This is a genomic window from Candidatus Falkowbacteria bacterium, from assembly GCA_013336275.1.
Lineage (GTDB): Bacteria > Patescibacteriota > Patescibacteriia > Patescibacteriales > GWE2-39-37 > JAAXUA01.
This window is the reverse complement of the sequence record JAAXUA010000005.1, coordinates 1-15,211: the sequence shown is the minus strand read 5'-3', so window position 1 is coordinate 15,211 and position 15,211 is coordinate 1. Positions and strand designations below refer to the sequence as shown.

General features: G+C 52.7%; 16 protein-coding genes. 3 read left to right on the top strand and 13 right to left on the bottom strand.

Annotated elements, in window-relative coordinates; translation table 11 throughout:
* Positions 1 to 21: 21 nt before the first annotated feature.
* From HGA34_04505 to HGA34_04495, 3 genes are all read left to right on the top strand, one after another.
* Positions 22 to 1,368 (top strand): FAD-dependent oxidoreductase, encoded by a 1,347-nt coding sequence (locus tag HGA34_04505; protein NTW22768.1) that lies wholly within the window; start codon positions 22 to 24, stop codon positions 1,366 to 1,368.
* A gap of 338 nt (positions 1,369 to 1,706) precedes the next feature.
* Complete coding sequence (locus HGA34_04500; protein NTW22767.1) at positions 1,707 to 2,840, top strand: hypothetical protein; 1,134 nt, start codon at positions 1,707 to 1,709, stop codon at positions 2,838 to 2,840.
* A 68-nt stretch (positions 2,841 to 2,908) separates the two neighbouring features.
* Positions 2,909 to 3,985 (top strand): M20/M25/M40 family metallo-hydrolase, encoded by a 1,077-nt coding sequence (locus HGA34_04495; protein ID NTW22766.1) that lies wholly within the window; start codon positions 2,909 to 2,911, stop codon positions 3,983 to 3,985.
* Positions 3,986 to 4,059: 74 nt separating this feature from the next.
* Here the strand turns inward: HGA34_04495 and HGA34_04490 are convergent, their stop codons facing one another.
* The 13 genes from HGA34_04490 to HGA34_04430 form a co-directional block, all read right to left on the bottom strand.
* Positions 4,060 to 5,628, bottom strand: coding sequence for a 2-isopropylmalate synthase (locus tag HGA34_04490; protein NTW22765.1), 1,569 nt, complete (start codon positions 5,626 to 5,628; stop codon positions 4,060 to 4,062).
* Between the two features lie 317 nt (positions 5,629 to 5,945).
* Positions 5,946 to 6,149 (bottom strand): hypothetical protein, encoded by a 204-nt coding sequence (locus tag HGA34_04485; protein ID NTW22764.1) that lies wholly within the window; start codon positions 6,147 to 6,149, stop codon positions 5,946 to 5,948.
* A 35-nt stretch (positions 6,150 to 6,184) separates the two neighbouring features.
* Positions 6,185 to 6,454 carry a hypothetical protein gene (locus HGA34_04480; GenBank protein NTW22763.1) on the bottom strand — a complete coding sequence of 90 codons (270 nt, stop codon included), beginning with the start codon at positions 6,452 to 6,454 and terminating at the stop codon, positions 6,185 to 6,187.
* 177 nt (positions 6,455 to 6,631) lie between these two features.
* Complete coding sequence (locus HGA34_04475) at positions 6,632 to 6,916, bottom strand: hypothetical protein (protein NTW22762.1); 285 nt, start codon at positions 6,914 to 6,916, stop codon at positions 6,632 to 6,634.
* 314 nt (positions 6,917 to 7,230) lie between these two features.
* Positions 7,231 to 7,833, bottom strand: a complete 603-nt coding sequence (locus HGA34_04470; GenBank protein ID NTW22761.1) for a nucleoside-diphosphate kinase — start codon at positions 7,831 to 7,833, stop codon at positions 7,231 to 7,233.
* A 13-nt stretch (positions 7,834 to 7,846) separates the two neighbouring features.
* Positions 7,847 to 8,221 carry a response regulator gene (locus tag HGA34_04465; protein ID NTW22760.1) on the bottom strand — a complete coding sequence of 125 codons (375 nt, stop codon included), beginning with the start codon at positions 8,219 to 8,221 and terminating at the stop codon, positions 7,847 to 7,849.
* Between the two features lie 59 nt (positions 8,222 to 8,280).
* Entirely contained in the window at positions 8,281 to 9,093 is an 813-nt protein-coding gene (locus tag HGA34_04460) for an MBL fold metallo-hydrolase (GenBank protein NTW22759.1), read from the bottom strand.
* Entirely contained in the window at positions 9,093 to 10,706 is a 1,614-nt protein-coding gene (locus HGA34_04455; protein ID NTW22758.1) for a hypothetical protein, read from the bottom strand. Before HGA34_04455 ends, HGA34_04460 begins: the two co-directional genes overlap by 1 nt.
* A gap of 44 nt (positions 10,707 to 10,750) precedes the next feature.
* A complete protein-coding gene (locus tag HGA34_04450; GenBank protein NTW22757.1) occupies positions 10,751 to 10,999 on the bottom strand; it encodes a hypothetical protein in 249 nt (82 codons plus the stop codon).
* Between the two features lie 28 nt (positions 11,000 to 11,027).
* Positions 11,028 to 12,569, bottom strand: a complete 1,542-nt coding sequence (locus HGA34_04445; protein ID NTW22756.1) for a ComEC/Rec2 family competence protein — start codon at positions 12,567 to 12,569, stop codon at positions 11,028 to 11,030.
* Between the two features lie 9 nt (positions 12,570 to 12,578).
* On the bottom strand, positions 12,579 to 13,679 hold the full coding sequence (locus tag HGA34_04440) for a peptide chain release factor 2 (protein NTW22755.1): 1,101 nt from the start codon (positions 13,677 to 13,679) through the stop codon (positions 12,579 to 12,581).
* Positions 13,680 to 13,689: 10 nt separating this feature from the next.
* Complete coding sequence (locus HGA34_04435; protein ID NTW22754.1) at positions 13,690 to 14,787, bottom strand: MFS transporter; 1,098 nt, start codon at positions 14,785 to 14,787, stop codon at positions 13,690 to 13,692.
* A gap of 86 nt (positions 14,788 to 14,873) precedes the next feature.
* Positions 14,874 to 15,211 (bottom strand): hypothetical protein (locus HGA34_04430; protein NTW22753.1); only part of this gene is annotated, 338 nt, incomplete at its 5' end.

Below are 15,211 nucleotides of genomic sequence, written 5' to 3'. Positions count from 1 at the left end.
ATAATGCCTTAAAATAAATCCATGGAATCAACGGAAGGAAAAAAATTCAAGGTGGCGGTTCTGGGCGGCGGAATCTCCGGCGCAGCTACCTTCTACACCCTAGCCAAGTACACCGACGTCGGCTCGATCTGCTTGGTTGAAAAATGTCCGCAGCTCGGGCAGATCAATTCCCGCGGCAGCAACAACAGCCAGACCCTCCACTTCGGCGATATCGAGACCAATTACTCTTTGGAAAAAGCCCGCGTCACTAAAGCCGCTTCGGAAATGGTCGTGGCCTATCTTCTGTCTTTGGGAAATGACGGCCGCGGCATCTATGAGGTGTCGCAAAAGATGGCTTTGGCAGTAGGTGAAAAGGAGGTGGCCGCTTTGGCTGAGCGCCACGAGCGCTTCAAAGAGCTGTTCCCCGATTCCCGCCTGATCGGCCGTGAAGAAATCGCCAAGCTTGAACCGGAAATCGTCAACGGACGCAAAGCCGATGAAACTCTTGCCGCCTGCTATACCGACAAGGGCTACACGGTCGATTTCGGCAAATTGGCCGAATCACTTGTTAATGAAGGCTGCAAAGCCGGCCAGATGACCGAACTTTTCTTAGGCGCCAAGGTAACCAACATCAAAAAAACCCCCAGCGGCTATGTCATTACAACGGACAAGGCGCGCATCGAAGCCGAGGCTGTCGTGGTCGCTATGTGCTCGCACAGCCTGATGTTCGCTAAGTCGCTCGGATACGGCCGTGAATTCGCCATCTTGCCCGTCGGCGGCAATTTTTACACCTCCAACCGGCAGACCCTCAAGGGCAAGGTCTACACCATGCAATCAGGTAAGCTGCCCTTCGCCGCCGTGCACGGCGACCCGAATCTTGGCGACTCCGTCCATACCCGTTTCGGCCCGACGGCCAACATTATGCCTTTCCTCGAGCGTAACAGCCTCAGAACCTTCACCGACTTCCTGAGCTCGTCTGCTGACAGCTACTCTTCGCTGCGCGCTTTGCTCAAGGTCGTCTTCGAGCCGACCCTCTTCACTTTTCTTTGCCGCAGCCTCGTCTATGAATTGCCCTATTTCGGGCCGCGCGCTTTCGCCAAGCTGGCCAAAAAAATAATTCCCGGCCTGACTTATGCCGACTTCAAAAACGGGAAAACCAAGGCTGGAATCAGGCCGCAGCTTATCGATATCCAGAACCGGAAACTGATGATGGGCGAAATCGGGATAACCGGAGAAAACATCATCTTCAACATTACGCCGTCACCCGGCGCCACCTCCTGCCTCAAGAACGCGGCCAAGAATGTCGAACAGATCATCGGCTTTTTCGATGGCAGCCATAAATTCGATAAAGCAAGACTGGAAACGGATTTGTCGCTATCCAAAAACTAACAGGTTTATTTGCATAAAAAATATTTAATATTAAACAAAAAAAAGCACTTACCCTTGACGAGACCCCATTTTTGTGCTATCATTCCGTTATGATTTTATCAACCAAAATTCTAACTTTCGCCGCAGGACGCATGGACGGTAATAATAACCGGCTGAAGGTTTTGGTTGTGTAGATATATTTCACAGTTTCAGATAACCAAAACCGATTCGCTAACGAGTCGGTTTTTGCTTTTGAAACGCCCGTTCCTTACAATTCATGCTCACTTTGGGCAGAAAGGAGAAAGTCGTAACACCCATCAGCGGCCCTAACCCGCAGCAAATTCCCCCAGGAGGATAATATGAAAAGAACCCTGTTCGACCATGACAACACCCCGATCCTTGCCCCGATGCCCGGCGATAATCTTTCTTTACCGATTACCGGCCCCTATTCCGACCGTGCCTTGGCATTGTCCAGTCCCCAGGATGTGGTAATGCTGCATCCCGAAGATTACCCGCACGCCCAGTGGATGATCCGCCACCAGCAACGGGTCGGACTCAAACCGGCCACCCTGATTCTGAGAAAGATGGCCTACAACATGGTCACTAACTTCCCGGAATACAGACTGTCCACCTTCATCTTCAACGATGATGCTCACCGCGCCCGTCCTGACAAAGAGCGGCTGGCCATCACCAAAAGCATGGATTCGAAGAACGACTTCATCCAGCTGTGCGAAGCGCTCTGCATCCCGGTGGCCAAAACCTGGCGTTACGACTCGAAGAACCAGCTGACCGACCTCGGACACCTGGAGTTCCCCTGCTTCATGAAGATTTCGACCAGCCTGGCTGGCAGGGGCGTCTTCCGCTGCGAAGACAAGCAGCAGCTGACCGCCTGCCTGGATAAGATTTCTCCGGAAATCAAATTCCAAATCCAGGAAGACATGGTATCGAAACACCGTGCCATCACCTTCCTTAATCTGCAGTATTACGAAGAAGACGGACGAGCCATGCCGCTGCTCCTGACCGACCAGGTCCTCGACGGCAATGTGCATGTCGGCAACCGCCATTCAACCGAAATCGCCGCCAAATATGCCAAGGCCTGGGAAACAACCCACCCGCTGGCCCATTACGCCGCGAAGTTCGGCATCAAAGGCATCTTCGCCTACGACGTCGCCGTCTGCCAGGATGAGAACAGCAACATCTACTACCTGCCGGTCGAATGCAACCCCCGGCCGAACGGTTCGAGCTACGCTACCGCCGTCGCCGACAAACTGCTCGGCAAGAACACCCCCTGGACATCGAAATCGGTTAAGACCCGGCACCGTTCGCTTAATGACATCGACCTGGGAGACCTGGAATTCTCCGCTAAGCGCGGCAACGGAGTGGTCGTCCACATCGGCTCGACCATCGGCCAAGGCAAACTTGGCGTTACCTTTCTCGGTCCTCCCCCGGTCCAACGTGAGCTTGAAACCAAACTAACTGCACTTCTGCAGTAATCGTCCTTTCCCGGGCAGCCCCAGCGCTGCCCTTTTTTTATCTTAAAATTCAGCTATAATGACCTTATATGAAAAACTTCAAAGAACCATGCCAGGAACTTTTTTTATCCCTGGTGGCGATCGACAGTCCGGCCGGCCATGAACAGGCGGTCAGCGATTTCATTACCAAGAAGCTGAAAAGTTTTGGCATTACCGCCAAAACTGATGCTTACGGCAACATCATCGCCAAAATCCCTGGACAAGGAGCCCCCCTGATGCTTTGCGCCCACATGGACACCGTCGAGCCAGGGCGAGGCATCGAAGCTAAAATCAAAGGTGACCTCATCACCAGTCTCGGAGACAATATCCTGGGGGCCGACGACAAGGCCGGCATCGCGGAAATCATGGCGGCCGTGGAATATCTGACCAGGAACAAGGTGACTCACCGCCCCCTGGAAATCGTCTTTACCCGCGAAGAGGAAATCGGATCTTATGGCGCCAAGAACCTTGATTATAAGTCGCTCAAGGCCAAGGAAGCCTTGGTGCTTGACCGCAGCGGAGGCGCCACGATTATCGTCATAGCTGCGCCCTTCATTACCGATCTCGTTATCGATATCCAGGGTAAAGCGGCTCATGCCGGCCACCCGGAAAAAGGTATCGATGCCATCAAGATTGCCGCTTTGGCCATCGGCCAAGCACGCCTAGGGCGGATTGATGAGGAAACGACCGCTAACATCGGCGTGATCCGCGGTGGTGAAATCCGCAATGGCGTGCCGGAGCGAGTTTCTATCCTCGCCGAAGTCCGGAGCCACGTCAGATCCAAGATGAATAAAGAAGTGAACTCTATCAAGAAAATATTTGAAAAAGAAGCCAAGCGCGGCCAGGCCAAGATCAGTATCAAGGCTACTGTCGAGTGCGACGGATATAAATACCCTCTAAGCGATCCCCTAGTCAAAAGCCTGGGTCAGCTTTGGCAGAGTCTTGGCGAGGTCCCGTCTTTTGAAAAGGTCGGTGGCGCCAGCGATGCCAACGAACTGGTCAAGCACGGCATCAAGGCTGTCACAATCGGTTACGGCGGCATGGACCCGCATACCTCGAGGGAAAGCATCCGTGTGAGCGACATGGCCAAGATAACTGACTTGCTGGTCAGATTCGTATTGAAATAAGCAGCTTCGGATAAAAAATACGGGCGGCTAACTGTGAAGTTAGCCGCCCGTTTCGATTGCAGGCGTTTTTCCGCCTATTCGGGCGAGTTCATTACGGTTACAGGCACGGCGTTCCTGGAATGCTGCCGGTTCAGGGCATTGATGAAGGCTTTAGCCGAAGCTTCGATGATATCGGTCGAGGAGCCGCGTCCAGTGATGGCGCGGCCATCGCCGTTGACGATCTTGACCGTCACCTCGCCCTGGGCATCAGTGCCTTTGGTGATGGAACCGACGTTGTAGTCGAGCAGGCTGACCTTGGTTTTGGCCAGCTTCTTGATGGCCTTAAGGGTGGCGTCGACCGGACCATCGCCCAATTCGGCTGTCCTGACGACTTCGCCGTCGATTTCCATCTGGACTGTAGCCGTCGCGACCTGGAACGAGCCGCAAGTGACCGTGATGTGGCCGAGCTTGTATTTCTCGTCAGACCGGAAGACTTCTTCCGTTACCAGCGCGTCGAGATCCTCGTCGAATACCTCCTTCTTGAGATCGGCCAGAGTCTTGAACTTGGCAAAAGCCTTGTTCAGGTTCTCTTCGGACAGATCATAGCCGAGCTCAATCAGCCGCTTCTTGAAAGCGTGACGGCCGGAATGTTTGCCCAGGACCAAGGCGTTGGCCTTGAGCCCGACCGACTCGGGAGTCATGATCTCGTAGGTCGATTCATGCATCAGCATGCCGTGCTGATGGATCCCGCTTTCGTGGGCGAAGGCGTTGGCGCCAACAACCGCCTTGTTAGGTTGGACGTTGATGCCGGTGATGGTGGTCAGCAGACGGCTGGAGGAAGTGATCTGCGTGGTGTCGACCTGGCAGACGTAAGGCAGTATATCATGCCGCGTCCGGAGCGCCATGACGAATTCCTCGAGCGAGCAGTTGCCTGCGCGCTCGCCGATGCCGTTGATGGTACACTCGACCTGCCTGGCTCCGGCCATGACAGCCGCAATGGAGTTGGCGACCGACAGTCCCAAGTCGTTGTGGCAGTGGACCGAGATGACGGCCTGGCTGATGTTCGGCACATTGTCATTCAGGTACTTGATGATGTTGTAATACTCGAACGGGATGGTGTAGCCGACCGTATCAGGGATGTTGACGGTCGTGGCGCCGGCTGCGATTACCGCTTCGACCACCTGGGCCAGGAACGGCAATTTGGTGCGGACTGCGTCCTCACAGGAAAATTCGACATTCGGGGTGTACGACTTGGCGCGCGTGACGGCTTTGATTGCCGCCTCCAGGACCGCCTGCGGCTCCATCTTCAGCTTGTAGTGCATGTGGATGTCGGAAGTGGCGATGAAGGTGTGGATACGGCCTTTTTCGCCGGCAGGCTTCAAAGCCTCCCAAGCGCGGTCGATGTCCTTGTCGCTTGATCGGCACAAGCCGGCGATCTGCGGACCCTTGATCGACTGGGCGATGCGCCTGACCGCTTCGAAGTCGCCTTCGGATGCGATCGGGAACCCTGCTTCGATGACGTCGACGTTCAGCTTCTGGAGCTGCTTGGCGACCCGGAGCTTCTCTTCGATGTTCATCGAGTTGCCCGGTGACTGCTCGCCGTCGCGAAGGGTGGTGTCGAAAATGATGATCTGCGGCTTATCCTGCTTCTCTGTCGTGGTCATGTCTGCCTCCTTGGCATGGGTTGATGCTGCGTTAAAATCGACTGTGTACCGCTGCTGGAATCCATCTCCTTTCATTTATACGTAATGTGACTTGCTCGATTGTAATGGGCAAAATAAAGACCACCGTTTTTGCGGTGGCCTTTTGCTGCTTGATCGGATTTTACGGATCAAACGACAAAAGACCATCTCAAAAGAAGGAGTGAAAGCGAGAGCGGAAGATATTTTTTTTCGTTGACTCTCTTCATGCTTTTCAAAGGTTATATATCAATGCTTTTTTGATGTAAGGGGGCCCGTCGTTTTTCACGACGGGCCGGTTGTTATTCGACATCCGATACGAAGTCAACTTTCCCTCCGAGACTGGCAGCGATCACACTGAGCGCGGCGTTGTTGTTGTCTCGCAAAGGCAGCGAGGGCATGCCGGGAATTATCATCCGGCTGTGTCCTGGCAAGGTTGTCAACTGGCTGTTGCCGATTTTCTGCACGCGAACGAAGTCGCTTGTCTCATCTGCTGTCTTAGTCATAAGACCTCCCTCTGCAACCGCAGTTGGTGACAGGATCAGAGTCCGGGGCAGCTGCCACAGATGACCGAGTTTTCCGACATGCTGCAGTTGACGCCGCCCCTGATGAGAACAGACACGCTCTCGGGGTTGCGGCCAACCAAGGCGCCGACCTTTTCACAGGCCAGATCGCAGCACTCAGTGATCATATTCTTGGGGGCTCCCCAAGTGGTGACGCCTTGAGGCGTGCGGACGATGACAACTCCTTCTCCTTCCTTGAGACGATCGAAAATATCCCGATCGTCTTTATAAACATCTCCTGGTGCCATGCGCATCTCCTTCACTGGAATAGTAGCCGAAGCTAAAGTTTGGATTGGGCGGAGGGGTTGCCTCCGCCCATGTTAATGCCCATTCATACGCTGGCGACGGACCACCTTCCGAGGGTTACCCGGCGGGATTTAAATCCTGGCCTGTTATGCCCTGCTAGCGCAGAACGGACAAAGCGATTATGCTCTCAGCGGCTGACGGATACAGCCATAGTTTCCGTGCATCGGAGTCGGCGATTCGGTCGCCAATTCCTTGGTCGGATCGATCATCATGCCGATCTCGATCGGTTCTACGGTGAACTTTTTGCAGCCGCACTGCGGACAGCTTTTCGCTGTCGGAGAAACATCGTGGAGGTTTGAGCAGTAACGCCTGTACCCCAAAATCTCTCCGCTGGCTTTCATCAGCTCAGTTACCTGTTTGCCTACGACTGCGACGCCGACGCCATCCTCTCCTGACTTGTTCATGGCATACCTCCGTGATGGTTGTGGGCTTTTAGCCCGGTGGATATGGACTTCGTTCGAATAAAATGTCCAAAGAACAAAAAATCCCGGCTCATTTGGCCGGGTTCGGTTGGCTTACTTGGAGTAATCTCCTATTGATCAAGTCTTACCAAACCCAGCGCAAACTTCTTGCCGACGAGGGCAATAATGAGGGCGATAATAGCCTTGACGCTGGTTTTGATATAATTCTTAATCATATGTGGATAAATATAGCTTAAAAACAAGAAGTTGTCAACTTCTTGAGCTGACAACTTCTTGTTTTATGCTAATTTTAGCAATTACTCTAAAATCCCGTCCAAATTAACGTCGTAAAGGACCTGTTCAGCCACGAGACGATATGAAACTATTTCCTCTGGCTTGAACCAGATGGCGATTTCACGCTGCGCTTCTTCCGGCTTGTCCGAGCAGTGGATCAGATTCCGCACAGCGCGGCCATCGATACCGGCCAAATCGTAAGAATCCAAAGTCAGGTCGCCGCGGATAGTGCCGATATCGGCCGTAAGCGGCTCGGTGCCTCCGACCAAGCGGGTAACATTGGCCACGGCCTGATTGCCCTCAATGACCATGGTTACGACCGGTCCGGAAGTCATGAATTTAACCAGCTGGCCGATAATGTCGCGTCCATATTCGATTGCTTCCTTCTCTAGCGGCAGCCCCGCCTCTTTGCGCTGATTGTAAATTTTCTCTCCTTTGGCCTGAAACCAGACCTCATCCTTGTTATAATGGGTCCAGCACTGTTCTGCTGTCGGCACGACAAATTTGATACCGGAAATCTTCAGGCCGGCACGTTCGATACGGCCGATGATGTCACCGATCAAAGAGCGTTGTACTCCGTCCGGCTTGATAATGACAAAAGTCTGTTCTTTTCTTGGGTGAGCCATAATATCTATTATTTTATAAAAATTTCTTGATTTCCGAACTTATCTGCTCCGGAGTATAATTGGCCTTGACCAGATAGTCGACAGCGCCTAGCTTCTGGCCCTTTTCCCTGTCTTCGTCCGTGCCGAGGTTGGTCAGCATGATTACAGGAATCTTCTTAGTCTTCGTGTCGTCCTTTAGCTCCTCCAAAACGGAAAAACCGTCTAACTGCGGCAGGATTATATCCAAAAGGATCAAGTCCGGCTTCTCCGCCTTGGCCTCGGCCAAGGCTTCGACGCCATTAGCTGCCGTGAATATCGTGTAACCCTCGGCTTCGAGCTTGGTCTTGTACATAACGCTTAAAACCGGGTCATCCTCTACGACTAAAATGGTCTTTTTGTTCTCAGGCATATTATTTTTGATTTAATACTCGCATTATAACTATAAACCCCCGTCTAGGCAAGGGTTTCTTACGGGCCATAAGCGAAAGAAACCCGACCATCCAAATCTGTCCGCCGAATCTCGAGGCCGAGCCTTTCCAGTTTTTTCAAAACCCGACGGCTAGGATGATGATACTTATTCCCCTTTCCGACCTCGATTACTGCCGCCTTGGCCCCGAGCTGCTCAAGCCAAGCTTCGTCAAGCCCGTCATCCGATCCATGGTGGCTGATTTTGACCGTTTCTGCGCGCCAATCCGGTAATTCCTCCCTGAATCGTGCCTGCTCTTCGATTGGTGCATCGCCCAAAAAAAGCCAGCTCTTGCCTGCGCAGTCGAATCTGGCAATCAATGAATGATTATCATCCTTCTCCGCCTGGTTTGCGCCGGCCAATTCCAAGCCGCAACCAGGGCCCAAGTCTATTTTTTTCCTCCCCCTGTTCACAGCCAAGCCGACGCCCTCCGCCTTAAACCCGGACAGCACCTCTTGGACTTTCTGGCTTGGTGCTTGCCAGCTATCGAAGACTGCCTCTTTGACTTTGTAATTTTGCGCAACCGACAAAAGTCCGCCGATATGATCCTCGTGAAAATGACTTATAATTACCAAATCGATCTCTTTGGTCCAGAAAGGCAAAACCCGAGCCAATTCGCCTAAAACCGCCCGATCCGGACCGCCGTCTATCAGGATGCGCTGGCCGGATGGCGCCTGCAAGAGCGTCGCGTCACCCTGCCCGACATCTAAAAAATCAACCCTGGCCTGTGCGGGTCGATCAGATATTACCAGCAGCAAAAATAATCCAGTAGCAACGGCTGCCAAAACAGCGATCGCGATGAGCCGCCTCTTCATCAATTCTGTTTGAACTTAACCGGGACCTCGAAACTGTCATCGTGCTCAGGCAAGCCGGATGGATTATCTTTGGAAAAAATAAGAACCCCTCTATCAGTGCTAGTCGGTACGGTGAACTCCAGTACCGCCTTGAATCCGACCAGTTTTTCTGTCATCCAATCGCTTTGCGCTTGGGCAATGGCCTGGCCAAGTGCTTTGCCATCGGCATCGACAAGCTTTATGGGAAACGAAGCCTCAAAAAACCAAGTTCCATAAGCCTGGCCGCGGATCTCCAGCGGACTGGCAATGGCTGTGCCCGGTTGCGGCGACTCTACCAAGACTTTGGGCCGAGGCAGTTGGCCAGTGCTGCTCGGGGCATTTTCGGAATTATAAGTGACCCGATAGATCACCCCGGCGCCATCATCCGACAGGTACATCAGGCCGCCAGGAGATAACAGGATATCGACGGGCCGGCCCAGCGTGGACTTATTGTCTTCTAAAAGCCAACCAGTGATGAAATCTTCCGTGCCCAGATAGTTCCCCTTAGCATCGAGCTTCACCCGCACCACCTTGTAGCCGGTCGGCTTGGTGCGATTCCACGAGCCATGATAGGCTACAAGCAGATTGTACCAATAAGCTTCGGGCCACCCCTCTTCAGGCACGAAAGCCAGGCCGAGAGGCGCCGAGTGCGCCGGTATATCTATGTAGCTAGGTACTTCTGTCGGCTCCTGGCAAGGATTGCGAATATAGGTATTCTTATCAAAATCCGTATCGTGGATATTCTTGCCATAGCAGGTGGGCCAGCCGTAGTTCTTCGGTCCGCTGCCCCCAGTCTCGATGATATTGATCTCATCTGGCGGCAAGTCGTCGCCTAAGAGATCGCGCCCCATGTCCGTGGCCCACATGCGGCCGTCGACATAGCTCCATTCGAAAAAAACGGAATTGCGCAAGCCGCGAGCCGATTCCCTGACGTCGGTACCATCTGGCTTCAAAGAGAAAATTTTGGCACGCCGGTCATCCTTTTCATGGCACACGTTGCAGCTTGAACCGATCGAAACATAAAGCCGTTCGTCCGGCCCGACCTTGACCGTCCGCGTTGAATGGCCGCTGCCCGCCGGCAGCTCCATCAATTTTTTCTTATTGGTCGCCTTGAGCAGGAGCGTATCGTAATCGTAGGCGGCCAGCTGGTCGGTTTCGGCGATGAAGAGCTTGCAATCTTTGGTGCCGTTATCAGCATAGCAGCGCACGGCAACGCCGTGCGGGCTATCGAGGCCCGTCACGACTTCAACGGCTGAATCAGCTTTGGCGTCGCCGTCCTTGTCTGCCAAAGCTACGACCTTGCCAGATTTTGGCAGGCTGACCAGCAACTTGCCTGTCGGGTCATAGGCCAAAACGCGCGGGCCATCCAAATCCTTGGCAAAAATCGAAGCCGTAAACCCAGGCGGCAGTTTTAATGGCAGTTCTACTGTGGTGGTGCCGATCTGTCTCGAGCGTTCGAACAGCTCGACGATGCTGACCTTAGGGCTGCGCAACGCTAATGAAGCGCCGCGGAGATTGTGCCAATAGAAATACCCGCCCCAAGCCAAGGAGGCTAGCGTCGCCAAGAGTGAAACTGAAAGCAATAATCTTTTCATATCGATGGTTTATTCAGACAAAAAAAACAGCCGAAGCTGTTCTGCTATCGGCTGACGTCGACCCCTGATCCGAAAATCTTCTGTTTTATGACGTTCTCTAATTTGTACCTAGGATAAACATAAGCGCCACGGGCTGGCTCAAGCTTCTGTGTCGGCAGTTTGTTCTTCCCTCCGAACATGTACCAATAGAAAAAAACTGCGGAACTGGCCAGCATTAGGACGAATACCGCCGCAAGTAAGATGACATGCCAAGATGCGGGCTTGGATTGAAGCAATTTTTCCTTGGTTATCATGGAAATATTATAACATGTCAGAATAAAATCACAAAATATTCTCGCTTTCTGCTGACATCCGTTTTCTCAGCCGAAACAACAACCACGCCACGAACATATAGTATGATAATATGGCCGAACCCGACAGGCCGCTCACGTTTGTTACTGCCCAGTCTGGCCGAGCCATGAGCCGCGCGACGGCAGCATCAAAACCGGCCAACCAACCGGTCAAAAGCAGCAGTCCTTGTCCAAGGGGCAGCCAGAATGCCGCCAACGGCAACCCGACAAGGGCGATTAGCATGATTAACGGCAAGGTCCAAACGACTAGGAGATTGGCCAGGGGAGCAATCAGCGAAACCTGACCGAACGTGACTGCCAAAAGCGGCCAGACCAAAATCTGCGCCGACAAAGTCAGCCAGATTAGCTCCCTGACTTTGGGCAAAAAGCTTTTCGGCCACCAACTGATCCGATCGAACAAAGGGACAAAATATGCCACCCCCAAAAAGGCCAAGAAGCTCAATGAAAATCCCAGATCATCCCGCAACATCCGCGGACTGGCCAAAAGCATCGTAGCCGCGGCTAAGGCTAGGGCGCGAGGCAGGTCAGCCAGCCTCCCAGCAAATACTGCCAAAAGGTAAAGCGAACTCAAGATAACGGCGCGCACAGCCGAAGCTGGCCAGCCGATAAGCAGAGTATATAACCATAACGCAGCTCCAGCGATAACGACTGCCGGACGCCGTGATAACCCTGCCAGCAGGAAGAACTCCACGAACAGGGCCGCCAGTATGGTCATGTTCATGCCGGAAATGGCGACGATATGACTTAGGCCGCTGCGGCTGAAATCCGATTGTACTTCCCGGCTGATGCCTCGCTGGTCACCCAAAATCATGCCCTTAACCAAACTGGCTTGCGGCTCCGGCAAGGCGCGTCCGATCTGTCTCCGCGCCCAATCCTTGACCGCAAAAACCTGGATCCTCAACCGCTGCAGCCAAGACGTCTCGGACCGTCCGACCACACTGATCAGCGGCTGGTAACAGACGGAGTAAACACCGTCCTTAGCCAGATAACGGTCATAAGCGAAATCCTCAATCGGCCGAGGCGTCTGCAGCATACAAGACAGTTTCACTCTATTCCCATAAGCGAAGGCGGGATTCAGGTTGGTGACGGCCAGAACACGCCCATCAACCATTTTATTCTCTGGTTCCAGCAAGTATGAGACCTCGATCAATAAGCGCTGGTCTTTTTGGCTAAAGACAGGTTCGTCACCTATCGTCCCCGTCAATACGACCCTCTTCTCATTGTACCGCCATATGGATTGCTCGCTACCCGCCGGGAAGGTCAAAGAATAGCGCCAGCCGGCAAAAGCCAATAAAAAAAGCGCCGCTAGCGCATAACGGCACCTTGCTCTTGCCCACAGCCAGGATGCAAGCACTCCGACAACTGACATCACCCCCAGCCAGATGGCTTCATTGCTGGCGAGCCAATCCGGTAAATATGAAAAAACGGCGATGCCAACCACAAAAACCAAGCTTGCAGACAAGAGTAAATTAGCTGGCGTAGGCTCTATCTGGCCGAACTGCTGCCTGAACATGGCCGATAACTAATTCGCGTCGACCGATTTTCTAAGATAGGCCTCCATAAAACCGGCCAACTCGCCGTCTAACACGGCTCTGATATCGGTCATCTCGTAGTTTGTCCGGTGGTCCTTGACCATCTGATAAGGCTGCATCACGTAAGACCGGATCTGCTTGCCCCACTCCGCTTTCTGGGCCGCACCCTTGAGCCTTGATTGTTCAGCGTCCGATTCAGCTTGCTGCAGCTGATGCAGTTTGCCCAAGAGTATCTTCATCGCATTATCGCGATTCTGGTGCTGTGAGCGTTCGGTCTGACAGGAAACGACGATGCCCGTCGGCTTGTGCTTGATGCGGATAGCGCTCTCGGTCTTATTGACATTCTGTCCGCCCGGCCCGGAGGCGCGATATGTGTCGACTTCCAAATCTTCATCACGGATAACGATGTCGCTCTGCTCTGCCAACTCAGGGATAACTTCGACCAAAGCAAATGAAGTATGACGCATACCCTCGCCGTCGAACGGTGAGATGCGCACCAAGCGATGAACGCCGGACTCGCTCCGCAGATAACCGTAAGCCCAGCGGCCGGTAATCTGGATGGACACGCTCTTGATGCCGGCTTCGTTGCCCGGAGAATAATCGATGATCTCGCTCTGCCACCCTCGCTTTTCCGCGAAGCGCAGGAACATCCGCTCAAGGATTTCGGCCCAATCCTGGGCATCAACGCCACCGGTGCCGGCATGGACGGAGATAATGGCATTATTCTGGTCATATTTTCCAGAAAATAGCACCAAAAACTCGAAACCTGCCAGCTGCTCCTTGAGGTCATTGTATTGCCCTTCTATCTCCTCGTTCATACTGACATCGCCTTCCCTTTCGGCCTCAGCCGTCAACTGTTCCAAGTCAGTGATTTTAGTCTTGAGCTCCTGCCACTTTCCGGTCTCGCGTTCCAACTCTTCCACCTGCCTGCCTACCGCAACCGCCTTTTCCCTATCATTCCAAAAATCCGGCTTGCCGGTCTCCAGTTTCGCTTCGTGCAGATGTTCGATCTGCCGGTCGATATCCAAAAGGCGCCACAGCTCCAAAAGACGCTCTCGCAGTTCCTCAATTTTTTTCAATAGATTTTCCATATCGGAATGATTAGATGAATATTAAAGCCAGATAAGCGACAGCGGCAGCCACGAAAGACCACTTGATGCTGCTGGCGATCAGCAAAGCTAAAAGGTACAGAGCAATACGCCCTAAAGATATCGGCAGCTCGCGGAAAATGATGAAATCTTCGACATGGCTATCCTTGGCGTTACGATAAATCATGGAAGAGAACGGGACTGAAATCAAGACGCCGCAAAATCCGGCCACAACGCTCAAAAGATAAAAGGCGGTCTGGGTTTCAGCCGTAAAACGCGCCAGCCAAACCAAGGCCATTGATAGCGCACCGGCTCGTAGAAAAGCCCTGCCATTGCCATGGTTGGAGTATTTGCCGATGATCATCGTAAAAAGAGCCGAGCCAAGACTGAGATAAGTCGCTACGGCTCCGACCGCCATCACGTCCTTAAAAAGAAGAAACAGGAAAATGGGCAACAAATACCCTTCCACTTCACCGACAGCTGACAGCAGAGTCTCGATTGCAAAATATTTCTTGAACCGTTTGACATATTCGATGATTTTCGCGCCGCTTATTTTGACATCGACCGGGATGTGTCCGACAAACAGCAGAGGCACCGCTGATGCCATATAAAAGACGCCTGCCACGACAAAGAGCGCTTTGAAGCCGAATAAGGCGGTAATCGTTGCCCCGAAAAAAGGCAGCAGTGCCTTGGCTAAGGCTGGCAATGCCATCAAGTTGCTCACATGCTCATCGACTTTATCGTGATCTGTCGCCTTGGCGAAAATGACGTGCAAAGGAAACCAATAGAAGGCGATCTCCGCCGCACTCAAAAGAGAAATCAGATAAAATGCGTTCGGATAAGCTTTCAAATTAAAAAGCAAAAACAGATTGGCGGATAAGAACAAGAGTCTGAGCCCGATCGTCTTAGCGAAGCCGAAGCGATGTGCGAACGCTGCCGCAACCAGAAACAAGACCAAAATCGCTAGGTTATTGACTATAAAAAAATAAAAAACATCCCTAAGGCCATAGCCCAAAGTCAGAAAATAAATCGGAATAAAAACCCCGATCAATCCTCCAGCCAAACCCTCGATGGTCTGCATCAGATATAACGCTCTGCGCCAATGTTTCATATTTTTACAATACACCGATATTTTACCTCATTTTAGCCAAAAAAGCAAAAGGCGGTCAATGCCCGCCTTTTATTCTGTATCAAACATCAATTCCCCACCTTCCCGACCCAACCGAAGATATCCTCGAAGTTCTTGAGGATCAGCTGGAAGACCGATTCCTTCTGCTTGGGGGTGAGGATGGTGTAGATCTTGGAGGTGACGGTGTTGCCCGAAGAGTCGGTGGCGGTGATACGGAAGGTATAGACCTGGCCGGAGTCGAACTTGGTGACCACGGCCACGTGCTTTCGGGAGTAGGTAGTCTCGGCTGGGGTCTTGTCCGGGAACTCCTTGTCGTCGGTGACTACGCCCTTGATATATTGGACCTGGCCGATGGTCGGCTCGTTGGTCTGCCAGGAGACGATGGTCTGGACTTTCAGCTGCTTTC